The organism is Deltaproteobacteria bacterium (genome assembly GCA_021737785.1).
Lineage (GTDB): Bacteria > Desulfobacterota > DSM-4660 > Desulfatiglandales > Desulfatiglandaceae > AUK324.
Map to the genome: position 1 here is coordinate 26,310 of JAIPDI010000040.1, position 24,228 is coordinate 50,537.

Below are 24,228 nucleotides of genomic sequence, written 5' to 3' on the forward strand. Positions count from 1 at the left end.
CTGGAGGGCCGAACCGCCCTCCGGGGGGTTCTCGCTTTGTCCCGGTCAGTCTCGGACGGGCCGGGGCAGGGCGGTTTGGTAATAGACGAACGCTTTCAGGAAGAAGGATGTCCCCATGAAGCCCATTCACTACATGCCGGCGCATCAACTGGCGGCGCAGATCCATTCCGGGGCGCTCTCGCCGGTGGAGCTGATAGAAAAGACCCTGGATCGGATCGCGTCTGTGAATCCCTTGATCAATGCCTTTGTGGCCATGCGTGCGGAGGAGGCCCTCAAAGAGGCAAAGGAACAGGAGGCGCGTATTGCCAGAGGCATGGACCCCGGCCCGCTGGCAGGGATTCCGGTGGGCGTCAAGGACCTGGAAGATGTAGAGGGGATGGTCACCAGCTTTGGATCGATCCCCTACAAAGACCACGTGGCGGCCCGGGATTCGGTTCAGGTGGCCCGGCTGCGGCGTGCGGGGGCCATCATCGTGGGCAAGACCAATACTCCGGAATTCGGGTTCACAGGGTTTACAAAAAACCGCCTCCACGGCGTTACCCGAAATCCGTGGAACAGGGAGCGGACCCCCGGCGGGTCCAGCGGGGGGTCGGCCGCGGCCGTTGCCGCCGGCATGGTCCCAATAGCAACGGGGTCGGATGCGGGCGGTTCCATCCGCATTCCGGCTTGCTATTCAGGGTGCTTTGGGATGAAACCCACATACGGGTGCATCCCCTTGGGCCCGGTAAAACGTCTCTACACAACCCGAACCTGGACCCTGGGCCCCCTCACCCGGACCGTGGAGGACGCTGCCCTCTACCTGGATTGCGCAGCAGGCTATCATCCAGCAGATCCCAACTCCCTCCCGCAACCTGCTGTTCGTTACATGGAAACCCTTCAGAGACCTCTTAAGGATTTGAGAATCTGTTTCAGCCCGGACCTGGGATATGCCCGGGTTCAGAACGAGGTGATGACCCTGGTGGAGAAGGCCGCAGCCGGGTTTGAGACCATGGGCCATCAGGTGGAGATCTGGAAAGGGTCACTACCCGATGTGAGCGGGGCATGGTCGGATCTCATGAACAGGGAGTTATATGGACAGCTTTATCACGATCTGGACAGGATCCGGCCTGAGTTAGGACGGACCCTTGTCCAATCCCTGGACAGCGTCAACCACCTTTCTCTTGCCCACCGGCTGAACATTCAAGAAATTCGTTCAGAGTTGAACCGGGTCCTGTGGAAGGTCTTCGATCAGTTTGATCTCCTCCTGACCCCCACCATGCCCACCGAGGCCTTTGCCGCCAAGGGACCTCCCCCCGCAGAGATTGACGGTCATCCCATCCCCCTCCTTGGGGCCGTGGCCTTTACCTATCCGTTCAACCTCTCCGGCCATCCTGCAGCCACGGTCCGCGTAGGCCTGACCGGATCAGGCCTCCCCGCGGGCCTTCAGATCGTCGGCCCCAGACACAAAGACGACCGGGTCCTACAGGCCGCGCATCTCTACGAACAGGCATTTCCATGGAATGACCGCTGGCCAGACCTTTTGATGGAATCAGGGGATGGCGTATCCCGACCGTTTCAAAAAAAATCGGAGGTTAAGCACCCGTGACGTTCGAGATTGCGCTGGTCCTGTCGATCCTGGGGCTGGCCGTTATCTTGCTGGTGACCGAACAGATGCCCATGGAAGTGACGGCCCTTCTGGTGCTGGGGAGTCTTGCGGTTACCGGTCTGGTAAACCCGACAGATGCGCTGTCAGGTTTCAGCAACCCCGCTGTGGTTACCATATGGGCCGTCTTTATCTTGAGCGGCGGCTTGACCCGGACCGGCGTGGGAAATATCATCGGCAATCGGCTGGTGAAACTGGCGGGGGGAAATGACACGCGCCTGATCATGATCGTCATGGTTGTTACAGGCATCCTTTCAGCCTTCATGAACAATGTGGCCGTGGCCGCCCTCATGCTCCCGGTGGTGATGGATATCTGCCGGAGTACCAGACGCTCCCCGTCGGCCATGCTCCTCCCGCTGGCCTACGGATCCCTGCTGGGAGGCCTGCTTACCCAGATCGGGACCCCGCCCAATATCCTGGTGAGCGCCCTCTTGCGGGAGAACCACCTAACGCCGTTCAAGCTCTTTGATTTCACACCTGTAGGTGCTTTCATCTTCGTATTCGGCGTCCTGTTCATGAGTTTCCTGGGCCGGCGGTTACTTCCCGATCATGGATTTCTCGAGCAAACCAAAGGCATTATGGAGACCGATCTGAATGCCCAGTATCAGATGGAAGACCACATTTTCCAGGTCAGGGTGCCGCCGACGTCTCCCCTCATCGGAAAAACCCTTGCCGAAACCAGGATGGGAACGGTCCTGAGCATGGATGTGATGGCCATTACCCGACAGAACCGAAGTGTTCTTGCGCCGGGAGCGGGAGAACGGCTGCATCCGAACGACATCCTGATTGTCAAGGGAAGAGAGGAAAAACTGGCTGAACTGCGGCAGTGGGAGACGCTCATCCGTCACATCCAGACCGTATCCCTGAAAGAACTCTTTTCAAAAGAGGTGGAATTCGCCGAGGTAGAACTGACCCAGACGTCTCCGCTCAGGGGAAAGACCTTGAGCCAAGCCGACTTCCGAAATCGATTTAGGGCCATGGTGCTGGCCATTGGACGTAAGGACGGCATTCGAAGGGCGAGCCTCCAGGATGATGTCCTCCAGATAGGGGATCGGCTGCTGGTGCAGGGCAAAAGGGAGGACATTCAATCCATATGCGAGCAAGAAGGATTCGACGCCTGCGAAAGCGTGAATCAGGAGATGCTGAACCTGCGATACCATTTAAACGAACGTCTCCTCCTCCTGACCGTTCCCGAGGAATCGCCGGTGACCGGAAAGACATTGCGGGAAAGTCGTCTGGCGGAGGTCCTGGGTATGCGGGTTCTCTGCATCATCCGTGGGGAAGATATCATTCTGACGCCCGAATCTGCGGAAACGCTTTTCCCCGGAGACCAGCTGGTGATCGAGGGGCATATGCGCGGCATCGATATTCTTCAGGGATTCCGGACTCTTGAGGTGGACGTTATTGCAAGGCCAAGCCTGAAGCGCCTCGTATCAGAGAAGGTCGGTCTGGTGGAAGCCGTTCTGTCTCCCCAATCCACCCTGGCAGGCCAAACCCTGCGGCATCTCCACTTCAGAGAGAAGTTTGGGCTCAATGTCCTGGCCGTATGGCGTCGGGGGAAGGCCTCTGTCACCAACCTGCGCGACATGGCCCTGGACTTCGGAGATGCGATCCTGCTGCACGGCCCCAGGGAAAAGCTGGATCTGCTGGGGCAGGAGCCCGATTTCATCGTACTCACGGAGTCGGCCCAGGCCCCGCCGCGAGTGGGAAAGGCGCGGCTGTCCGTCCTTGTCATGGCGGCAACTTTTTTTCCTGTCATTGCGGGCTGGATTCCCATCTATATCGCCACGGTGATCGGTGCGGCCCTGATGGTGCTTTCCGGATGCCTCACCATGGAAGAAGCCTACCGGTCCATAGAGTGGAAAGCAGTGTTTCTCATCGCGGGCATGTTTCCCCTGGGGACGGCCCTGGACCAGTCCGGGGCCGCTCGATTCCTGGCCGAAGGGGTTGTGGCATCGGTAGGTCCTTTGGGTCCCATGGCGGTCATGTTGGCGCTTCTCCTCCTCACGTTTCTGGCCACCTGTTTTATTCCAACGGCCGCATTGGTGCTGATCCTGGCGCCTATTATTCTGAATACCAGCCAGCAGATGGCCATCTCACCCTATGGACTGATGATGGGTATGGCCATGGCGGCATCCGCCAGTTTCATGACGCCCATATCGCATCCGGCCAATATCCTGGTCATGGGTCCCGGCGGTTATCGGTTCAAGGATTACCTGAAAGTGGGGGGACTTCTCACACTGGTGGTCTTGGCCATCATCATGGCGGTCGTCCCCCTGTTCTGGCCGTTGACGCCTCTGTCGGATCGGTAACCCTGTCGTGGCGTTTGCGACAGAGATGACGGGGGCAAGCGCAACGCCAAGCGGTTTCGACAAACCAAACCCCTAACAAGGAGAACGGGAAAGGAGGAAGATGGACATGAAACAAGGATGGGTAATGTGGATACTTCTGGTTGCCTTTCTCATGCCCGGACGGGTCGGGGCGGTAGAAAAGGATGACTTCTTGGTGGACACCACGGGCGACCTGATTGCACTCTGCACCGCGCCTGCGAGCGATCCGCTCCACAAGGAAGCGACGCATTTCTGCATCGGCTTTTTGGTGGGAGCCTATCACTACCATGTGGTGGCCACCATGGGTCCCGATGGAAAACGGCTGGTGTGCCCGCCCGATCCGCCGCCGCCACGGGTCCAGGTCGTAACCCGGTTTGTGGACTGGGTCAAGAATCATCCCGAGTATCTGAATGAAGAACCGGTGGATACATGGTTCAGATTTTTGATCGAAACCTATCCATGCAAAAATTAGATCCACGGATCAGAAGGGAGGCGGTCATGACCAAGATCACAATATCATTGATTCTGGCCTTATGCCTTGCCCTGGGGGGATGTGCGGGCATGAGCCAGACAGAGCAGCGGACCCTGAGCGGCGGGGCATTGGGCGCTGCCGGAGGGGCCATTGTAGGGGCCATTGCGGGGAATGCAGGACTTGGGGCGGCCATCGGCGGCGCGGTCGGCCTGGGCAGCGGCTATCTCTACGGCAAGCACAAAGATTCCGAAAAAGAGGCCTACCAGAAGGGATATGAGGCCGGTCGGCAGGGTCGGTAGTCTTCCAAAGACGGCCTGACAGGTATGGGATAAGATTGAAAGGGAAGAGATCCTATTCCTGGACCAGGCCGTCGATCCCGACACCCTTGAGCGATTCCAGTGCATCGGCCACCAGGCGGATGTCCTGTTTTTGGTTCAAGACGCTTCCATGCTGCGGTGCAATTATCTCCATATCCAGTTCCTTTATCTTCCGAACGGCATGCCGGAGCGCCTTTTCACAGGGCATCACGCTTCGATGAAACCGGATCATGTCCGGGAAAGGGCAATAGGTCTTATGGGCCGGGGTGACCCACGCCCCTGACTCAAGTGTAATCTGGAACAGCGGCCGGGAAATTCTTACAGGAATAGAAAATACCAGCTTGGACGGTTATTTGCAATCCTGATCCGGCGCATGGTCCCTGGTTTCGGTCACCATCACCGGCCGGCCGATGAGTTGAGACAGGGGGTAGACGGTGAAGCCCCGTTCCCTGATGCCCGATAATATCAGTTCGATTTCATTCACCCAGTGCGAAAGGGCGTCATCCGGGGGCATGGTATCGTGGAGGGCGATAATGTCATCGGGACGGAGGCGTTTCAGGATTCTTGCAGAGAGATTTCTGATCCGGCGGTTCCCGGCATCAACGGCCCGGCAGCTGAAGTTCACCGTGTACATCTCCAATTTTCCAAGGACCTTCCCCAGCCTGGGGTTGGTAATGCCGACTGGCGGCCGGAAGGCCAGGGGCCTGATTCCGAAGTTGTGCAAAATCTCCTGTGTAGATTGAATCTCTTTCATGAGGGTCTTGGCGCCCTTTAACATGATGAAATTGTCGTGACTGTAGGAATGGTTCCCGATGGAATGCCCCAGTGACAGGATGTCCATAATCAGCTCGGGATGATGAAATGCCTTTTCTCCTGTCACAAAAAACGTCCCCGGGACCTGATATTTTTGAAGGAGTCGAAGCAATTCAGGGGTAGATCGGGGATCGGGGCCGTCATCAAAGGTGAGGGCCACGGCCTTTTCCCCTGATGTCCCTTTGCTCACCACGGGAAGAAAGAAGCTGAAGCGGGGTAGAAAGGGCGCCGCAACACAGAGGAGGAGATATATCCCCAGAGGCATTGCGGAGAGCCTTGGCTCCACAAAGAAGAGGAGGATGGCTGCCGCGAAGGAGACGAATCCCGCCACATGCGCGGGGGAGAGATGGAAATCCGCTGGTTGCAGGTTCATTTATTCCCCTGTCCAAAGATACTCGTTGCCCGTTGCGCGTTGCCGGTTATTCATTGCCGTTGACTCCTTACTGTCTACTGCGTACTGCTTACTCTCGGTCATTGCAAGTTCTCTTACCCTCTCACCTTCTTACCCTCTCACCCTCTCATCCTCTTACCTTCTCACCTTCTCTTCCTCGCGGGCCTTTCCAATGAACCATACGGATTCCTCGTTGGATTGGAGCGGTCTTACGGGTTCGCAGGCGAATCCCCCATTAACGATCATCTCCTTGATCTTTTCAACAGATCTGAAGTATGCCGGTGTCCTGGATATCCACATCTTTATGGCCTGGACCTTCCACATGAAGGAGCCGCTTTTCAGCGGCCGAATAACGGCCCTGACCACCAGAATGCCGTCACGGCCAAGTTTACTGCGGATGTTCTCCAGGGTTGCCCGCAAGTCCTCATCGTTCAGGAAATGGATCACATCCAGAATAATGGCCGCATCCGCCGGCTCCGGGGGCGTGGGGACATGGGGCGCGTTGCCGCATTGGACTTCCCCCCGTCCGCCAATGGCAATGGAGGCCACCCTCACCCTCTCGGGATCGGGGTCAATTCCATAGACCTTTGCCCTGGGATACCGTTCAAGAAGCCAGCATGCAGGGACCCCGTAGCCGATGCCGATATCGATGATGGTTCCGACCGCACGGGAAGGATCAAAAAAGCGGGGCAGATCTGAAAACATCGGGTCGATCATGAGTTTGAAACGCGCAAACAATCTGTAATAGGGTTCCATTTGTCTGTATCGTCCCAGGACGGGATCGGAATTTTTTCCAAGGGTCTCGGGGTTTCCTGCCCCGGCCCGGAACAGATGGTTCAAGAGGGGCGGCAATATGAGAAACGCGCCGATGAGGGCATAGCTGATTCCGAGAAGGGATGTCACCCCCGCGCTTTTCAGCATCGAATGCTCGGCAAACACCAGGGCGGCAAACCCGATGATGGTGGATGCGGATGCCATGAACACCGTCATCCGGATGAGTTGGAAGGAAGGATGAGAGGCATCCCCGTATCGCTGATACGCCCTGACGATGAAGAGGGAATAATCGATGCCCATGCCCACAACCACGATGGACAGCATAAGCCCCGGTATATCCAGCGGGTGTCCGATGAGGTTCAGGGTCCCTAGGGTACTGACCAGGGCAAACAGGATGGGTAAGAGGGATACGAACGTGAGTTTCCAGTCGAGGAAAAAGAGGATGAGAAGAAGAATGACACTTACCCCTACCACCACCAGCATCTTGGTGAATGTGGAGAAGAGGAGATTTCCCATCCTCACGGAAAAGAGGCCCGGATCAAATATCTTTCCGAAAGCGCTGTATGCGGTGTAGAATTTCTCACCATTATAGGAGTCGCCGGGCGTGAAACTCGACACCTGGATCCATCCATGGCCGTCGTCTCTCTTTGCGATGCCAAGAAGGTCCAGCAGGTTTTCGGGAATATCCGTGGATCCCGGCTGAGACGGGGGACTCAGGAGCATCTCATAGAAAGGCGCGAACGCATCGGCGGTAAACCCCATGTCGGATGTTACGGAAAACCCCTCTTTCAATTCCGCAATCCTGCCGGGATTCCAGAATCGGGTCCATGCCTCCAGATTTTCTTTGCTGCGCGCCTTGCCGGGAAAAACCATCGAGGGAACAAACCCGGAGAAAATCACCCGGGTCGCCATATCCGTTTCCACGGCCCGGAGCAGCCTGTCTCCCGTGGTCTGAATATCTTCGACGCTTTCTCCCTCTGTCAGCAGGAATGTTTTTTGGAATATGTCGGTTCCCCACACCTTTGACACCTCTGTTTCAGCGGCAGCGGTGTCCTCGGAGACCGTATTCATGGCATTCAGATTTACATTGAATTCCGGCTTTGCAAAAAAAAGCATGCCCCCGGCGAAAAGGAGTGCGGCAATTGCCCCGGGTTTCCCCAAAGAAAATAACGTCTCCACAACAGGGCGGAGGGGAAGACCCCTGGGTTTTGCAGGGGGCATGGAGGGGAGGATCATCGGAAAAACCGTATGAACGAATATGAATGAGAATGCAATGCCGAATGCGGTGAACTGGCCGATCTGTTCAAACAGGGGAAATCCGGAGAGACTCAGGGCCCCGAAAGCGCCGATGGTGGTCAGGGCGGCCAGCAACCCGACGGCGCGTATCTCTCCTGAGGCCTCTTTGCCGGATGTGGCATGGGGCTGATCCAGAAACAGGAGAAAGGCGATGGCATGATCCACGGTGATGGAGATGACCGCTGCGCCGAATCCCAGGACCATGATGGAAATTGAGTTGTGGAGGATGGAGAAGAGAAAAAACGCGGCCACGGTCCCGGCGATTGCCGGCAGAAAGGCAAACAGACCCAGCAGCGGTCTGGGAAAGCCGAGGATGAGGAGGAGCGAGATGCCCGCCGTTACCAGGAGGATCGCCTTCCGAACATCTTGTTTCGCGATGATCTCGTTATCCAGGGCCGCCCGGTATGCGCCGACCGGGGTGAAGGTGATGCAGTTCTTTTTTTCAGGGCAGTCTCTGCGGATCTGAGCTTCTATGGTTTCAAACAGATCCGCCAGTTTTCCTGCAAAGGCGGTATCGGTGCTGGAAACCTTCGGATGGGTGACCAGGAGGAGGTGCTTTCTGTCAGGGGTCATGATTTTACCCCTGTATATGTCGATCTCCTGCAGCGGCGCAAGATGGGAGAGCCTGGCCAGGACCAGATTTTTCAGCCCCAGAGGGTCTGTTGAGATGAATTGGGCTTGACCGATTCCTCCCAGGCTGTGCAATTCGGTTTGAATGTCTTTCAGCCGCTTGCGTATGGCGTCCCCTTCCAGCAGGGGGGTCACCTTGTCGTGGAGGTCCTTTTCCGTGAACAGGACCGGCAGACGGTTCGCGATATGGGTGATCAGTTGGGGCATGAGGCGTTGAAAATTTTCCGTCCCCACCTCCTCAAAAAGCCCGCTCGCCTTCAGCTTTTGCTCCACCTGTTCGCTGAATTCGACAAGGGTATCCGGGTCTCCTTCGGGATGTCCGATATCAATGATGAGCCGGTCCAGTGTAGGATGGTTCCTGAAAACATATCCCGCATCTGAGATCACCGGATCTTTCCTGGGAAGATAACGGGTGATGTCCGTATCTATCTCGATCCGATACAGGGCGGCAATGAAAAGGCCTGCTACGAGAACCGATGATAGAATCAATGCACGAAAATTAATGGTGATGGATTTCATTTGTGTGACAGTGCCAGCATGCCGATAAGGAGGATCACGACAAAGATATGGATTCCGATGATGAGGGTCTTGTTAAGATGATAGAATTCGTTCATCTTCTGTAAACACTGAAGTCCCCCGCACATTCTCCTGAATCTGTCCAATGGGAGATACCTCTGGTTGTCTGAACGGGAATTGCTCTGAAATGCAAAAGACGGATAAATTGCGTAAAAACGGTCCTCCTTCAAGTCGCGCAGCATATCGTCAAACGGCACCTTCTGCCAGGGGACGGTCACCAGGTGTCTTGCGAAGCGGGGGTTCACCACATAGGCGTGACACAGGCTTCGGAACCGGACATGCAGAACGGATCGGTTTGCTGTTCTGCTGCTCTGTTTGACCATGCATCCCAGGAACAATATGTTCCAGTCGGGTTGTTTGGATATGAAATCGATGGCGTTTTTGAGGGTCTCAGGCCTGAACCGATCGAAACAGATATCATCTTCAAAGATGACCATGTTGGCGGCCCCTGCCTGGAGCCCTTTTCTCATGCAGCGCATATGGGATTCATAGATCCCCTCTTCACAGTCAAAAGGATGCTTGTGGACCAGGACGAATTCGACCTTGTCCGCCAGCCCCACTGCCCTGAACTGTCCCTGGGCCTCTTCCCGCCGGTCCGGACGTTCAATCAACGAAATACAGTAGATTTTGTCAAAATACTCCCAGTACACGGCAGATTCTCCGTCACTGTTCCTCCCGCACCCAGGTCCCCCAACCGGACGTAATCGGAGATGAGAGCCGCCTTTAACGGGCCCTTCTTGTGAAAAAACTTGATTGTTCAACGGCGATTGGCTTAGACTCTTTTTTTGCAACTTCTACGCAATGAACACCCCTGAGGGGACCCCGGTTCAACGAAGCAGGCGAAGGACCCCTTGGACGCTATGCCTCCGGAAAAGGAGATTCGGGATCCTGGAGCATCTCGTTGATCGTTTTGAGAATGAATTTTGATGGTCTTGTAAAAAGTCAGGAAATGTCATTTTTCGTCATTCCGGCGAAAGCCGGAATCCAGTCCCGCAATAGCGGGATTCAATCAGTTACAAAACCTCTGGACCCCGTTTTTCAACGGGGTGACGACTTTTTACGAGACCATCAATTTTGAAAGAAAACAGGAAACACGCACAGGCATGGTTTTACATAGTTCCATGAGAGAATTCAACCCAATTTCGGTTGGGTCTTTGATTTGGCGATCTTCTGAAAAACGACGGAAATCATGAACCGGCTAATGGAAAAACTCCTGACAAGAATCGCGGGGACCAGATTCGTCCGCACTGCAATGGAAGAGGGGGCCGATCTGAGCGCCTTTCGCCAAAGGCCGAGTCCCCGAATGATTGTGGGCATATCGGCCATAGGCATCAGCTACATTATCGGATGGCCCGCGGTGGGCCTGCTGGGAATCCTCTCCCTTCATCTGCATGAGCCCCTGATCGTGGCCATCGGCGGTCCCATGACTTATGGATTGTCCCATGTGGTCTTTATCCTCGGGATGTATCTGGCCGGCGCCCAGTATGCGAGGATATTTTTCCGGTGGGCCACACGGGTGGCCATGGAGAGACTGACGGGTCATCACAAGGGGCTTGACGGTTGACAGGGACTTCCGCAAAGATGAAGCGCCGATGAGATCCGACCCTGCCCAGGCGTGGATCGTCCACCTTGCCGCAGTGACCTCTCTGGGCGGCAGCCTTCAGGAACTGTGGGAGAGGCTCCTGGCCGGGCAGACCGCCATCAGACCGGTGTCCAGATTTTCTACGGCCGGGTACACGTCCGATGTTGCGGCCTGCATCCCCGATCTGGCTTCCGTGGCCGGGAAATCCATGATGCACGATCTGCTCCATCGACTGGCACAGGAGATCGGACCGGTGCCGTCAGACGCCTTTCTCATCACTGCAACCACCAAGGGAGGGATAGACAGCCTGGAAAGATTACAGCGGGGGGGCTGTGCCGATTACCGGGATCTCCTCCTTTCCTCCCTGCCGGAAATCCTGGGCCGTCGCCTCGGGCTGAAACATGCGGGCATCAACATCAGCGCGGCCTGTGCCTCCTCCACCATCGCCGTGGCCAGGGGGGCGGCCATGATCGCTTCGGGCATGAGGGATGCGGTGCTGGTCTGCTGTGCGGATCTGGTGACCGAATTCGTGTTTTCGGGCTTCTCGTCATTGGGCGCGTTGTCCCCTGTCCCCTGCATGCCGTTTGACCGGAGACGGCGCGGGATGTCTCTGGGGGAAGGCGCGGCATCCCTCCTGTTGATGAGCCGGGACCGGGCCCGTAAGGAGAACAGGCCTGCCCTGGGAAGAATCCTGGGATGGGGCGCAGCCAACGATGCCTCCCATATTACTGCCCCGGCAAGAGACGGCTCGGGTCTGATAAAGGCCGTCACAGGGGCCCTGAAACAGGCGGGGCTGGCCGCGGAGCAGATATCCGCCGTCTGCGCCCACGGTACCGGGACGGTTCATAATGACGCCATGGAATTGACCGCCTTCCATCGGGTGTTCGGCAACCATACGCCCCCGCTGTTTTCCGTAAAAGGCGCTATCGGCCATGCCCTGGGGGCGGCGGGCGGCATTGAAGCGGCCTTGGGCGCAAAGGCCCTTTCCCGGCAGACGGTACCTCCCACAACGGGATTTCTGGAACCGGAAACCGGCGCAGAAGGATGGGTGCACGGGGATCCTGTGCGCATTTCCGGCGACTGTCTCCTGTCTACCAATTCGGGTTTCGGCGGCATAAATGCCGCCATTATCCTGGGGAAGGGGACCCCCGAATGACCGCTGCGGTCATTGGTATGGGCTGGATAACCGCCGCCGGGATGGGACCGGGCGGTGACCGGAAGGGGTTTGCCGTGACAGCCGGTGAATTGCCGCGACTCGCCCGAAAACGGGTTTTGGATACCCCCTGCCCGCACTTTGGAAGGATGGACGACCTGTCCCGGCTGGGCCTGGCAGCCATCGGATTTGCGTTGAAGGATGCGCACCTGGCCGAATGGACACAACCGCGGGATATCGGCATTATTGCTGTCAGTGTCTGCGGGTGTCTCCGGACTGACATGGACTACTTCGAGACAGTGATGCCGGACGGGGGGCGGATGGCCAGCCCGGCCCTCTTTTCCTATACCCTTCCCAACGCTTTTTTGGGTGAGGCGGCAATATGTTTCGGACTTACGGGGACCGGTTACGTGATCAATGACGCTTCTCCTTCAGGGCTGGCCTGCCTGCATGCCGCTCTGGAGGGCATTGCCGGTGGTGAGGTGGAAAAGATGGTCTGCGGGTTCTGCGATCCGGGGTGTCCCCCTGAATTTTTCCTGCCCGTCAAAGGCCCTGCGGGCGCCCTCTTTTTTGTACTGGAAAAGGTTCCGGAAGACGGCCGGTCATCCTACGGGACCCTCCGTCTCGACAGACGCGGCAGGGTCTTTTTCAACGGGGAAGAGATCGAAACCCTGGTCCAACTGGGCCACGCATGTTCGACGCCATCCCATTAATAAAATGGTCTCCTTGAATCCATCCCCTCCCGTTTCCGGTTTGCAGGCGACCCCGTACGGGGACCGGCCGGATCCGGCCCGGATCAAAATCCTCATTGTCATACCGGTATACAATCACGCTGCCACCCTTCGAAACGTTGTCATAGAGGCGCTTCAGATCCACAAGGAGGTATTGGTTGTGGATGACGGCAGCATTGATGACGCTGCAGGCCTGCTTCAGGGCCTCAACATGCACCTGATCCGTCATCCCCGAAACCTCGGCAAGGGCGCGGCCATTATCACCGCCACCCGGGAGGCGCGACGATTGGGGATGACCCATATTGCGACCATTGACGCCGACGGCCAGCACAACCCCAAGGAGTTCAAACGATTTCTTCCTTTGATAGAGGAAGCGCCGGATGCCGTTATCGTTGGGAAGCGCGATTTCGAACATGCGGATGTTCCCCGTGCAAATCAATTGGGAAGGGGGATTTCCAACTTCTGGCTGAGGCTCCAGACCGGAAGGAATCTGGGAGATGCACAGAGCGGTTTTCGCGTCTACCCCTTATGGGTCCTGGAAGGGTTGAAACTGGTTGAAAAACGCTACACCTTTGAGATCGAGGTGCTGGTCAAGGCGGCCTGGGCCGGTGTTGAATTGCTGGAAACGGATATTTCGGTCTATTATCCCCGGGGAGAGGCGCGGGTTAGTCATTTTCACCTCTTTTGGGACAACCTTCGGCTCAGCCGGCTCAACGCCAAGCTTACCCTGAGATCCATTCTTCCCTGGCCGCACCGGAAGCTCTTGGATCATCGAAAAAACGGGTCTGCTGCAACGTAGCCGCAACCCGAAAATGTCTCACACAAAGGCACAGAGACACAAAGAGACAAAAAAGGATTTCTTGTTTTTTGTGGCGGAAAGCCATTGCCTGGCATTGCGAATTTTTGAGTTCAGGAATTGGGGGATCTAAGAAATTTGCAGAGGTCTAAATTATTCTGCCGAATGTCTTTGTTTCAATCATTTTGCCCCAAATTATTCTGCCAAATGTCTTTGTTTCAATCATTTTGCCCCGAATGAGGATTTCACATGCGAATCGTACTTGTTCATCCCGCCGGGTCCAACTGGGTGCCGGGAAAACGGGATATCACGCCAACAGCCAATCGGATGGCGCCGCTGGGTCTCCTCTCCATCGCCGCGTTCCTCGAAAGGAGAGGGCACCGGGTATTTGTCCACGACTGCCTGGGGCCCGGGGCCCCTCAGGGAAATGCGGCCAACGCCCGGATCATCCTCGACCATCGTCCCGACATGGTCGGGTTTTCCGCGACCACATCCGGATTCCTTGACGGGTACGCGCTTGCAACAATGATCAAGGAGGCCGTGCCCCGGATCCGGACGGTGTTTGGCGGGGTGCACATCTCTGCATTAGGCGCCGCCATCCTTGAGGACTACCCCAACATCGATTTCCTCTGCCCGGGCGAAGGGGAGGGGACCCTGGAAGCCCTTGCATCCGGGGAGGACCCTCACCAAATGGAGGGTCTTATTTTCAGGGATCACGGCCATCCCGTAACCAACCCGCCCAGGGCCCACATCCCTGACATGGACGCGCTCCCGTTCCCGGCTTATGAAAAACTGGCGGGCTTTCCAAAGGGGTACAACCTCCCCCTGTTCAGCTACATCCTGGGACCCGGCGCAACCATGATCACCAGCAGGGGATGTCCCTATCAATGTTCATTCTGCGACCGGTCCGTCTTCAAAAAGGGGTATCGCTACAACTCGGCCGAATATATCTATGAGCACATGAAATACCTGGGGACGCGTTTCAAGGTCCGTCATATCAATATCTACGACGACCTGTTCACGGCCCACCGCCGGCGTATTCAGGAACTCTGCGACCGTCTCATCAGAAGACCTCTGGGCATGCAGTTCAACTGTGCGGTGCGGGTAGGGCATGCGGATGATGACCTGCTGCGAATGCTCAAAGATGCCGGATGCCTCCAGGTCTCAGTGGGGATCGAGAGCGGGGATCCTCAGCAGATAGAGGTTTTAAAGGAGGGGGTGAGCCTGGAAGCGGTGAGGGATACAGTGAGACGTATCCAGGCGACGGGGCTCAGGGCAAAGGGGCTGTTCATGATGGGGCTCCCCGGAGATACGGAGGCCTCGATCCAGAGGACCGGCGACTTTGTCATGTCGCTTGGGCTCGACGACATGAACATGTCCAAGTTCACGCCGTTTCCCGGGGCGCCCGTCTGGTCCACCATATTCGAACAGGGGACGTTCGACAATGACTGGCGCAAAATGAACTGCCTCAACTTTGTGTTCGTGCCAAAGGGGATCGGGTCAAAAGAACGGCTTGACGAACTTTACAATCGATTTGTCAAAAGGTTCTATTCAGATGAGGGCTGGCGCAGGAGATTTCGCGGAAGGCTATGGCAGCACCGAAGGAGCCTCTGGCATCTTCTTGTCCACCTCCCGACGTTTCTGGCGGCCAAGCGCAACTTCGAACCCACAGGAGAAGATTAGGCCTTCATTCCCACGTGCAGTACCCAAACCTACCCCAACCCATCTCCTGACAGGAGCTGTACCGCCTGTTGGGAGCGAACCTTCGATGCAAGTCCGTAGATTTCAGCATTCAAAACGCACACGAGGAGCCGCTTTTATATGACTGAAATTTTATTGGTTCCATAGTATGATAATGGAAGGGGCCGACGAAAAAGCACGACGCATTTTATGGAACAGCCACCGGGCCTGTGTTCTAATACAGAAAATATTCTCTTATAGGGGGGGAAATTGGAGGATACCAATATGGGCAGCAAACCAACCTACGAGGAATTGGAACAAAAGGTCAAAGGATTGGAAGGTGAACTGTTTGGGCGTAAAGCGTCACAGACATGGTTAGCGGCTATCTATGAAGAATCACCCATCGGAATCGCGCTCTATGACCCTGAAGGTCAATTACTCCATGCAAATAATGCTTTTTTAGATGCTTTTGGCGTGTCAGGTATTTCTGAAATGAGGAGATTCAAGCTTTTCGAAGACCCGCATATTCCAGAAGAGTATATGGAACGGCTGAGGAAAGGCGAAAAAGTAAGGTATGACGCATTCTTTGATTTTGAAAAGATAAAAGAACAGCGTCTGTACAGAGCAACAAAATCGGGGACAATCCATCTGGATGTGCAAATTACCCCGTTAGTCGTGGCACCAGAAGAGTCCATAATCGGCTATCTGATTCAGGTTGTTGACATCACCGAGCGCAAACAGACGGAGGAAGCGCTCGAGAGCGAACGCACCTTCCTATCTGCAGTGCTCGACAATATAGAAGAAGCCATCATCATCTGCGGCGAGGATGAGCGGATTATCAGGTTCAATGAGGCGGCGAGACGCTTACACGGTCTGCCAGAAGAACCCCTTCCGCCGCATCAATGGGCCGAACACTACGGCCTGTATCAGACGGACGCTATTACGCCGTTATCTCAAGCGGATATCCCACTGTTCCGAGCCCTGGGAGGGGAGCGCGTTCGCAATGCAGAGATTATGGTGTTCCCCAAAGGCCGCAATCCCCATTTTTTGGTTTGTAACGGACAGGCACTGACCGATGCAACCGGCCGAAGAATCGGTGCAATCGTTACCATGCACGACATCACCACCCGTAAGCAAACGGAGGAGGCGCTACGGGAAAGTGAGGAGAAATTTCGGTCTTTAGTTGATCAGGCTGCGGAAATGCTCTTTTTGCACGACCTGAAAGGTAATATCATCGATGTAAATACGGCCGCTGTCAAGAATACCGGTTACCTCAGAGAAGAACTCCAAAAAATGAGTGTGTTTGATATCGACCCGGATGCCCGTGATCGGCATGATCGGCAAACGCATTGGGAGTCAATGAGAACAGAAGATCCCGCCGTTGTTTTTGAGGTAAGACACAAGAGAAAAGACGGCTCTGTATATCCGGCAGAAGTGACTGTTTCCAAGGTTGCTTTTCAAAATAGTGAATACATCTTGGCTTTAGCCCGGGACATCACTGACCGCAAGCAGGCGGCGGAGGCGCTGGAAAAGCAAAAGCGGATACATCAGGCCATTATTGATAATGCTCATACCCACCTTGTCTATTTGGATACCCATTTCAATTTTGTCGCCGTCAACTCCGTGTACGCGGAAACGTGCCATCGCACACCGGAAGAACTCATCGGGGAAAACCATTTCTTCTTATATCCCCACGAAGAGAACGAAGCCTTATTCAAGCGGGTACGGGATACCGGTCAGTCTATCTCGTTCCGTGACAAACCGTTTGAGTTCCCGGACCAGCCGGAACGTGGAATCACGTACTGGGACTGGACACTTTCGCCGGTATTTGACGATACTGGAAAGGTAGATGGTTTGGTTTTTTCCCTTGTGGAGACAACCGAGCGCAAGCAGGCCGAGGCGACCGTCCGTCTGGTTGAGAAGGCTGAAAGCCTTGGCCGTATGGCGGGCGCTATTGCCCACGATTACAACAACCTGCTGTCCGTCGTGATGGGAAACCTGGAAATGGCCATGCTGGACCTGGCCCGGGAGTCGGTCGCCGGCGACCACCTCACGAAAGCCATTAACGCGACCCGTCGCGCTTCGGAAATCACCGGCCTGATGCTGGCCTACCTTGGGCAGACGGCGGGCAACCGCGAGCCGCTGGACCTGTCCATGCTCTGCCGTGAGTTTCTGCCCGACATCAGATCCGATATGCCGGTGCATGTCACCCTCAAGGCCGACATGCCCGAACCTGGTCCGGCCATCAAGGCCAACCCCGCTCAAATCCAACAGCTCCTGAGAAACCTGGCGATCAATGCCTGTGAATCCATGGGGGAGCAGCCGGGTTTGGTATCGGTAAGCATAGGAACGGCATCCCCTGCAGACATCCCATCGGTCCATCGCCAGCCGGTTGCGTTTGGCGCAGGGGCACCGGGATATGCGTATCTGGAGGTGGCGGATACGGGCTGCGGCATTGCAGAGGACGTCATCGAGAAGCTATTCGATCCGTTTTACTCCACCAAGTTCATCGGCCGCGGTCTCGGTCTGCCCGTGGCACTGGGTACTGTAAGATCTTATGACGGCTGCATCACGGTGGAGACCGCGCCGGGGCAGGGAAGCGTCTTTCGCGTGTATCTGCCGTTGACGACCGAGGCAGTTTCCCGTCAACAGGCGATTCCGCAAATGGAACCCGCCAATCGCCTGGAGGCCGAGACAGTGCTGCTGGTTGAAGACGATCCGCTCGCTCGAGAGACAGGCGCAATGGTGTTGACGCGCCTGGGCATGAACGTGCTGGAAGCAAAAGACGGCATTGAGGCGGTGGAGGTGTTTCAAAAACACCAAAAAGAAATCCATTGCGTGCTGTGCGACCTGACCATGCCGCGGATGAGCGGGTGGGAGACCATTGAGGCCCTTCGAGGGTTTGAACCTGATATCCCCGTTATCCTGGTCAGCGGATACGACCAGGCGCATGTCATGGCAGGCACGGGTTCGCAATTGCCACAGGCCTTCCTGGGCAAACCCTACAGCATCGCCGCCCTGAGAGCAGCCCTGGCCAGAGCGATGAATGACAGGACCATTCCACGTGGCCGCAATCTGCAAGGCCGCGGTGGTCTTGCCGACCTGCCGGGAACCTGTGATGATGTGAAGAAGCCTCCTTTTTCTCCCGAGCCCGTTTAAAATTGCCGGCACGAGTGTAAATTATGCCTGAATATGACGCCAAGCGTCCCTTAAATCGCCCACCGATTCATCCCGGTGAAATTCTGCGCGAAGACGTGCTCCCGGCGCTTGGAATTTCGGTAAGCGAAGCCGCACGGAGATTAGGTGTTTCCAGACAACAGTTGCATCGTGTCCTGGCCTGTACCCATCCCATCACAACCGAGATGGCGCTGAGGATCGGAAAATTTGCCGGCAACGGCCCAGGGCTTTGGCTGCGCATGCAGCAGGCGTATGACCTGTGGCATGCTGAACAACGAATGAAACACGAGCTGTCCGAAATTGAGACAGTTGCATCAGCGGGTTTGAGCATATAGCCGGTTGACGGCGACGGCGCTCTTTTTCAGAATTTAATCAATGGGCAATCAAGAAAAGGAAGGACAGCTTTCCCAGTCTCATCAGGAGCCGGATGTGAGCCCGCCGTGATCTCTCTTTGCCTTCTTATTAACTGTTTCGAAATAGTACCGACATTTTCGTCATGCCGGACTCGATCCCCGCAAGTACGGGATCTTCGATCGGCATCCAGAAATCCCGCTGAAGCCGGACTGGATTCCGGCTTTCGCCGGAATGACGGTGTAAAGACAATTTGGGGAATTCTCGCACATCATCGCGAAAACGCCGGTATGCATCGTGCGGTTGGTTGGCCCAAACAGTTTGCAGACCTGTTTTTTGCCCATCGGATCTGTTAATATGGTGCCCAGTCTCATTTCGGTTTAAATCAACGTCCAACGGAGGCGAGCAGATGAACGCAAGTGGAAGCGATAAGAACGTCCGTGTGGCAGTGGTACAGGCAGGGGCCGTCCCTTTTGACACCGAGGCCTGTGTGGACAAGGCCGTCCGGCTCATGGACGAGGCCGCGGGCGCCGGGGCCAGGGTCGTTGTTTTCCCGGAGGCCTTTATCACAGGGTATCCCAAGGGCCTCAACTACGGCCTGGTGGTGGGGGCCCGCGATCCGGCCGGACGGGAGGAATTCCGCTTGTATCTCGATGCCGCCATTGAGGTGCCAGGCCCCCAGACCCAACGGCTCGGGGAGGCCGCGGCGTCCTCCGGGGCCTATGTGGTGATCGGGGTGATCGAGCGGGAACGGGGCACCTGCTACTGTACGGTCCTCTTCTTCGGCCCGGACGGCCGGCTCCTCGGCAAGCACCGCAAGCTCATGCCCACGGCCCTGGAGCGCATGATCTGGGGATTCGGCGACGGTTCCACCCTCACCGTGGTGGACAGCCCTTATGGGAGAATCGGCTCGGTCATCTGCTGGGAAAACTACATGCCGCTGTTGCGCATGGCCATGTACGCCAAAAACGTGGCCCTCTACTGTGCCCCCACCGCGGACGATCGGGACACCTGGATCCCCTCCATGCAGCATGTGGCCCTCGAGGGCCGCTGCTTTGTCCTGACCGCCTGTCAGTTTATCCGCAAGAGAGACTTTCCCGACACGGTCCGCGTATCGCTCGGGGATTCGCCGGACGCGGTCCTGATGCGGGGCGGCAGCGCCATCATCAGCCCCCTGGGCGAGGTGCTGGCAGGTCCCCACTATGACGGAGAGACCATCCTCACCGCGGATCTGGACCTCAACGATATCGGCCGAGGGAAGTTCGACTTTGATGTGGCCGGCCATTACGCCAGGCCCGATATCTTCCGGCTGATCGTCAACGAAACCCCCATGATCCCGGTATCCCGGGAGAGGCGGGACCCTGTGGACGAGCCGTCATAGATTGAACCGCCCATGGACCAGCCCCTCATCACTCTGTTAATTGCGCCTTCTTATCCCACGACGCCTTGATGACCCCGCTGCATCGCCCTCCTGCCCCATTTTCTCACATTTTGCTTGACATACCCATCAGTTGCACTATGATCCCCCACAATTGGTCAATTTCGGACAAATAGCTTTCCAAATTCTAATCCATGAATCATTAGCCTTAAGCCTTTGAGCTTTCAGCTTATGAAGCATCCTCTCAAATACCCCATACCCCGCTCCTGATGGGGACTTTTTTTCCTGTTGGGAGCAAAAACGCTATCTCCGATCCGCAAGGATCGATTTTCATAACCATACACACAGAACGATTTTAATCCCGGAATAGGCCGGTCCACATCAATGCGGACTTCCAACGCAGAAATTTCAGCATGGCAAAACACAACCGTCTGCCCAAATACAACAGATTCCTGAATCCCCTGGTCCAGGCCCTCCGTGACCTTGGGGGATCGGGCAGCATCGATACGGATTCATGCAACGGTTTTGCCTTATGACTATTAAATATCAGAGACATTATGTGATAAAATGCGTGGTGTTTGTCGAAGTGGACAACGGAGATCATGAGAAACAAGGTACGGCAAACAAGAGTCAACAGCAGACCTGACCCCTTTTCCCCTTTTACTCCGGTAAGGCCGCGAACGGCCTCACCGGAGCGGTTCATCCGAGGCGTTATGCTTAAAGGAAGACTGCATGATCCAGAGTCTTGAATATGTCGGGGTTATATCTCCTCTTGATTTGTTGGGAACTTCGTTAAAACGGGAAGCGCTTTTTTTCGACAAAATCGCGATACCCAACGTTTTATCAGAGTTTATCTTCAGGGATTCCCTACTGGCGTGCCCAATTCGATCGATAGAATATTTAATAGATGCGGGGATCATTATTGACCCTGTGAAGGAATATATTGGTGAAACTACTTATTTAAAGAAGATAGGACAGAATCTTTATGAAAAGAGATTGAAAGAAATTGAAGAAAGAGAGAATGCCCTGGCAAAAGAATTGGAGTTCCCTATACAGAGCTATACAGCACAGAATCTGACATCGTTGTTTGAGATATTGGCCAAAGCCATCAAAGAAACATTCGAAAGAATAGGGAAACAGCTCCACTACAAACTGGGCATTCCATTTCAGAGGGTTGGTGCATCAATAGTGCGTTTCAAAAATCAACTGGATTACGATAGGCGGGGGATAGCTATAGATTTGAAAACCGGCTTTTCCCTAAATGCGTTTCCTCTATATTCAGACAACATAGCTTTAAATGATGATTTTGGGACTGGTAAAGACGATATAATCAGGCTTGTGATAGAACAATTGCCTGAACCGGAGTGTGAAAGTGTTACCTGGGAAAGGATTATTGATTTCCGAAATGATCCTGAAACAAAGAAACTCCTTACATACCTTCGGCATTGGATCACAGAGGTTTCTAAGAGAGAGGCAAATTACAATGATATCCTAGAAGAAATTGCATACTACTGTGCAAAGTATGAAGAACACATCCGTCTGTACAAGATGAAACTAAAACACGGTGTCTTTGAGACGTTACTTATGATCCCTGCTGAAATGATTGAGGGCGTGATTAGGTTGAAACCAACAAAGACTGTCAAAGCATTGTTTACCGTCAAGAGGCAAAACATCGAATTGCTCGAGCAGGAGAAGAAAGCCCCTGGCAGGGATTTGGCATATTTAATAAGGGCTAGAGATGAATTTGACGGCTGACCGTGAGATAATGGATTAGGCATAACCTCAAAGGATAGAGCCGATCCTGATAAGGTCGGGCTCTATCAGTTGTTCAAGAAGCCCGATTTTCTGAAAATGCTATATAGGGTAAAGAATCGGCATCTGGCAAGGGAGTAGACGCCAGGGTTTAGAGGAAAGGTGATTTAATAGGGTAGTCAGAGGTTTGAGTTGAGGGAAACACCTCCAATCCATTTCGGTAAAGGGCCTTTCATAGCCGTAGAAGGCCGAATTCAGCTTCATCGGAGTATAGCAGTCCTATGCCGTTCCGACAGATGGATACGGTCGTTATGTTTATGAAGGATTTTTACGTTCGAATCCGGTCTTATCCGGAGCCGGATCGAATCGGTTTAAGGGAAGCGATTGAAACGATACATTTGAGACTCCCTCCGCAATGATTGCATGTGGGGGGATCAAAGGGTTCGATAGTGATATCGGGTTTGGATATTTCAAACCCGAAAGACAGCTCGATCAGGGCCTCGATTCTCTCTAAAGGAACCGAAGATCCCGGACTCAGGAAGCCATAATAGCGTACTTTCATGAATCCGCATTGCAAGACATGCTGTAGAAATCGCCGCATGAATTCCATGACATCCAAGACCATGGTCCGCCAACGGTTGCTGTGGTGCTTTTTATACCTGAAGAAGACCTTGTGGTTCTCGACTTTGACAATACGGCTGTTTGAAATCGCCACCTTGAAAACGTAGGGCGCCAGGTATTTTATACTGTGAGCGCCCGCCCCCATGGCCTGACAGTTGACCACCCAGTCTTGATTCCAGACGTCTTCAGGGATATGGGGATCAAGTTTGCTCCTTTTCATTTCAGCCCGGAACTTGGCCTTGAAGATCTTGGACATGGCCTTTACCGGCAGATAGAAATCGATCCTTGAAGGATGCCAAGAACCATCCTTTTTGGATAAGGCGCCTCCGGGGACGACATAATGGATGTGGGGATGGTAGGCCAACTGCCGCCCCCATGTATGCAACACGCCCAGGAATCCTGGCAGGTCCCCGCCGACATATCTTTGATCGGCTGTCAGTTTTTTGAGGGTTTCGGAAGAGGCTTTGAAAAGGGCGGAGTAGCAGAGACGTTGATGGCTGCGAATGAACCGTCGGAGTTTTTGAGGTACGGTAAAGGTGATCATAAAATGATGCCCGGGGAGCTGTCGCTCCATCTGCCTTATCAACCATTGATGGGTCTTATGGTGTTGACAGTTGGGACAATGCCTGTTCCCGCATGATCGATACACGATGTGGGTTTGACCGCATTCTTCGCATTGATAGATCATGGTTCCACAAGATGAGGTGCGGCAGTTGACGATCGCGTTGATGACCTTTCGGTGATCCAAAGGCATGGAGTCACCGAAGCGCTCGATATACTGATGGGCATATTCCTGGAATATCTCATTTATTCTCATGGTCATCTCCTTTCATCAGTGAGTCAATGATGTCATAGGCGTGTTCATGGCCCTGTGTGGTGAGATGGAGATAGACCATCGTGGAGTTCAGGCTGCTATGGCCCAAATATTGTTGGATACGTCGGATATTAACGCCGGCTTCCAGGAGATGAGTGGCGTAACTGTGGCGCAGGGTGTGAATGGAAATACGTTTTGTGACATTGAGTTGCTTAAGTACGCGTCTCAAGGCCCCTTGCACGGAGGTATAGCTCATGGGCTCCTGGGCTGTTGGACCTTGATTGCCTCCATGTCCGAGTCTTGGAAAGATCCATTTGGGGTTTCTATGGGTTATCCAGTATTGGCGCAGGATATGAAGGGTGGCTTGCGGCAGGGGGACATATCGGTCTTTGGCGCCTTTTCCCCTGTGGACATGAATGCGCAGTCGCTGGGCGTCGATGTCGGTTACCTGAAGGAACAACGCTTCATGCAACCTGAGGCCACAAGAATAAACGGTGGTGAGATAGGTTTTGTTTTGGATGGTATTGACCGTATTGATGATGGTCCAGACCTCTTTGACGCTTAATACCGTAGGTAGGGTTTGTTCCCGTTTGGCATGGATGAGTTCCAGGGTATGCCACTCACGTCTGAGCACGTTGATGAAAAAGAATTTGATACCGCTATAGCATATTCTCATGGTTGCAGCGGCCCACTTGTCATTGTTTTTCCGGTGGAGGAAATAGTCTTGAAGCTCCTGTTCGCTAATTTTGTCGGGGGTTTTGCTGTAAAAATCTACCAGCATCCGAACTGAGCGCGTATAGCATTGCTGTGTACGTTCGCTCATGCCGGCGAGTTGCAGGGCTCTCATGGATTTTTGGTAATAGTCTTTCATCATAAATCTCCTTTCCTTGGTTAAAGGTTAAAAATTGTCTATGGAGATTTATGATAGAAAATGGGGGCTTTGCAACTTACC

At 54.7% G+C, this 24,228-nt stretch carries 19 protein-coding genes; 13 read left to right on the plus strand and 6 right to left on the minus strand.

Going from position 1 to position 24,228, the window contains the following annotated elements; translation table 11 throughout:
- Positions 1-115 precede the first annotated feature (115 nt).
- The 4 genes from K9N21_17705 (at position 116) to K9N21_17720 (ending at position 4,743) form a co-directional block, all read left to right on the plus strand.
- Positions 116-1,585 (plus strand): amidase, encoded by a 1,470-nt coding sequence (locus K9N21_17705; protein ID MCF8145749.1) that lies wholly within the window; start codon positions 116-118, stop codon positions 1,583-1,585.
- Complete coding sequence (locus tag K9N21_17710; protein MCF8145750.1) at positions 1,582-3,954, plus strand: anion permease; 2,373 nt, start codon at positions 1,582-1,584, stop codon at positions 3,952-3,954. Before K9N21_17705 ends, K9N21_17710 begins: the two co-directional genes overlap by 4 nt.
- 106 nt (positions 3,955-4,060) lie before the next feature.
- Entirely contained in the window at positions 4,061-4,444 is a 384-nt protein-coding gene (locus K9N21_17715; protein MCF8145751.1) for a hypothetical protein, read from the plus strand.
- A gap of 26 nt (positions 4,445-4,470) precedes the next feature.
- Positions 4,471-4,743 carry a hypothetical protein gene (locus K9N21_17720; protein ID MCF8145752.1) on the plus strand — a complete coding sequence of 91 codons (273 nt, stop codon included), beginning with the start codon at positions 4,471-4,473 and terminating at the stop codon, positions 4,741-4,743.
- A 52-nt stretch (positions 4,744-4,795) separates the two neighbouring features.
- Here K9N21_17720 and K9N21_17725 read toward each other — a convergent pair whose 3' ends face one another.
- From K9N21_17725 to K9N21_17740, 4 genes are all read right to left on the minus strand, one after another.
- Complete coding sequence (locus tag K9N21_17725; GenBank protein MCF8145753.1) at positions 4,796-4,969, minus strand: hypothetical protein; 174 nt, start codon at positions 4,967-4,969, stop codon at positions 4,796-4,798.
- 141 nt (positions 4,970-5,110) lie between these two features.
- Positions 5,111-5,947, minus strand: coding sequence for a polysaccharide deacetylase family protein (locus K9N21_17730; GenBank protein ID MCF8145754.1), 837 nt, complete (start codon positions 5,945-5,947; stop codon positions 5,111-5,113).
- A gap of 153 nt (positions 5,948-6,100) precedes the next feature.
- Positions 6,101-9,184: a methyltransferase domain-containing protein gene (locus K9N21_17735; GenBank protein ID MCF8145755.1), complete on the minus strand. Its 3,084-nt coding sequence runs from the start codon at positions 9,182-9,184 to the stop codon at positions 6,101-6,103.
- The gene (locus K9N21_17740; protein ID MCF8145756.1) at positions 9,181-9,891 is read right to left on the minus strand and encodes a glycosyltransferase; all 711 of its coding nucleotides are present in this window, start codon (positions 9,889-9,891) and stop codon (positions 9,181-9,183) included. Before K9N21_17740 ends, K9N21_17735 begins: the two co-directional genes overlap by 4 nt.
- 539 nt (positions 9,892-10,430) lie before the next feature.
- Between K9N21_17740 and K9N21_17745 the strand changes: the two genes are divergently transcribed.
- The 9 genes from K9N21_17745 to K9N21_17785 all read left to right on the plus strand — a co-directional run bounded on the left by K9N21_17745 (position 10,431) and on the right by K9N21_17785 (position 21,844).
- On the plus strand, positions 10,431-10,805 hold the full coding sequence (locus K9N21_17745) for a hypothetical protein (GenBank protein ID MCF8145757.1): 375 nt from the start codon (positions 10,431-10,433) through the stop codon (positions 10,803-10,805).
- 28 nt (positions 10,806-10,833) lie between these two features.
- On the plus strand, positions 10,834-11,979 hold the full coding sequence (locus K9N21_17750) for a beta-ketoacyl-[acyl-carrier-protein] synthase family protein (protein ID MCF8145758.1): 1,146 nt from the start codon (positions 10,834-10,836) through the stop codon (positions 11,977-11,979).
- Positions 11,976-12,689, plus strand: a complete 714-nt coding sequence (locus tag K9N21_17755; protein MCF8145759.1) for a beta-ketoacyl synthase — start codon at positions 11,976-11,978, stop codon at positions 12,687-12,689. The genes K9N21_17750 and K9N21_17755 overlap by 4 nt, the downstream gene beginning before the upstream one ends.
- Before the next feature lie 13 nt (positions 12,690-12,702).
- Positions 12,703-13,506: a glycosyltransferase family 2 protein gene (locus tag K9N21_17760; protein MCF8145760.1), complete on the plus strand. Its 804-nt coding sequence runs from the start codon at positions 12,703-12,705 to the stop codon at positions 13,504-13,506.
- 246 nt (positions 13,507-13,752) lie between these two features.
- The gene (locus K9N21_17765) at positions 13,753-15,186 is read left to right on the plus strand and encodes a B12-binding domain-containing radical SAM protein (protein ID MCF8145761.1); all 1,434 of its coding nucleotides are present in this window, start codon (positions 13,753-13,755) and stop codon (positions 15,184-15,186) included.
- A 267-nt stretch (positions 15,187-15,453) separates the two neighbouring features.
- Complete coding sequence (locus K9N21_17770) at positions 15,454-18,342, plus strand: PAS domain S-box protein (protein ID MCF8145762.1); 2,889 nt, start codon at positions 15,454-15,456, stop codon at positions 18,340-18,342.
- Positions 18,343-18,365: 23 nt separating this feature from the next.
- Complete coding sequence (locus K9N21_17775; GenBank protein MCF8145763.1) at positions 18,366-18,695, plus strand: HigA family addiction module antidote protein; 330 nt, start codon at positions 18,366-18,368, stop codon at positions 18,693-18,695.
- A 425-nt stretch (positions 18,696-19,120) separates the two neighbouring features.
- On the plus strand, positions 19,121-20,092 hold the full coding sequence (locus K9N21_17780; protein ID MCF8145764.1) for a nitrilase: 972 nt from the start codon (positions 19,121-19,123) through the stop codon (positions 20,090-20,092).
- Between the two features lie 729 nt (positions 20,093-20,821).
- Positions 20,822-21,844 (plus strand): hypothetical protein, encoded by a 1,023-nt coding sequence (locus tag K9N21_17785; protein ID MCF8145765.1) that lies wholly within the window; start codon positions 20,822-20,824, stop codon positions 21,842-21,844.
- A 343-nt stretch (positions 21,845-22,187) separates the two neighbouring features.
- Here the strand turns inward: K9N21_17785 and K9N21_17790 are convergent, their stop codons facing one another.
- Together K9N21_17790 and K9N21_17795 are read right to left on the minus strand one after the other, a co-directional pair.
- Entirely contained in the window at positions 22,188-23,279 is a 1,092-nt protein-coding gene (locus K9N21_17790) for a transposase (protein MCF8145766.1), read from the minus strand.
- A complete protein-coding gene (locus K9N21_17795; GenBank protein ID MCF8145767.1) occupies positions 23,266-24,150 on the minus strand; it encodes a site-specific integrase in 885 nt (294 codons plus the stop codon). The genes K9N21_17790 and K9N21_17795 overlap by 14 nt, the downstream gene beginning before the upstream one ends.
- Positions 24,151-24,228: the final 78 nt, after the last annotated feature.

Excerpts from the sequence above, each read along its gene's own strand:
- K9N21_17705 (MCF8145749.1), top strand. The coding sequence starts at position 116 with ATGAAGCCCATTCACTACATGCCGGCGCATCAACTGGCGGCGCAGATC.
- K9N21_17715 (MCF8145751.1), top strand. The coding sequence starts at position 4,061 with ATGAAACAAGGATGGGTAATGTGGATACTTCTGGTTGCCTTTCTCATG.
- K9N21_17720 (MCF8145752.1), top strand. The coding sequence starts at position 4,471 with ATGACCAAGATCACAATATCATTGATTCTGGCCTTATGCCTTGCCCTG.
- K9N21_17725 (MCF8145753.1), bottom strand. The coding sequence starts at position 4,969 with ATGCCCTGTGAAAAGGCGCTCCGGCATGCCGTTCGGAAGATAAAGGAA.
- K9N21_17730 (MCF8145754.1), bottom strand. The coding sequence starts at position 5,947 with ATGAACCTGCAACCAGCGGATTTCCATCTCTCCCCCGCGCATGTGGCG.
- K9N21_17735 (MCF8145755.1), bottom strand. The coding sequence starts at position 9,184 with ATGAAATCCATCACCATTAATTTTCGTGCATTGATTCTATCATCGGTT.
- K9N21_17745 (MCF8145757.1), top strand. The coding sequence starts at position 10,431 with ATGAACCGGCTAATGGAAAAACTCCTGACAAGAATCGCGGGGACCAGA.
- K9N21_17750 (MCF8145758.1), top strand. The coding sequence starts at position 10,834 with ATGAGATCCGACCCTGCCCAGGCGTGGATCGTCCACCTTGCCGCAGTG.
- K9N21_17755 (MCF8145759.1), top strand. The coding sequence starts at position 11,976 with ATGACCGCTGCGGTCATTGGTATGGGCTGGATAACCGCCGCCGGGATG.
- K9N21_17765 (MCF8145761.1), top strand. The coding sequence starts at position 13,753 with ATGCGAATCGTACTTGTTCATCCCGCCGGGTCCAACTGGGTGCCGGGA.
- K9N21_17775 (MCF8145763.1), top strand. The coding sequence starts at position 18,366 with ATGCCTGAATATGACGCCAAGCGTCCCTTAAATCGCCCACCGATTCAT.
- K9N21_17780 (MCF8145764.1), top strand. The coding sequence starts at position 19,121 with ATGAACGCAAGTGGAAGCGATAAGAACGTCCGTGTGGCAGTGGTACAG.
- K9N21_17785 (MCF8145765.1), top strand. The coding sequence starts at position 20,822 with ATGATCCAGAGTCTTGAATATGTCGGGGTTATATCTCCTCTTGATTTG.
- K9N21_17790 (MCF8145766.1), bottom strand. The coding sequence starts at position 23,279 with ATGAGAATAAATGAGATATTCCAGGAATATGCCCATCAGTATATCGAG.
- K9N21_17795 (MCF8145767.1), bottom strand. The coding sequence starts at position 24,150 with ATGATGAAAGACTATTACCAAAAATCCATGAGAGCCCTGCAACTCGCC.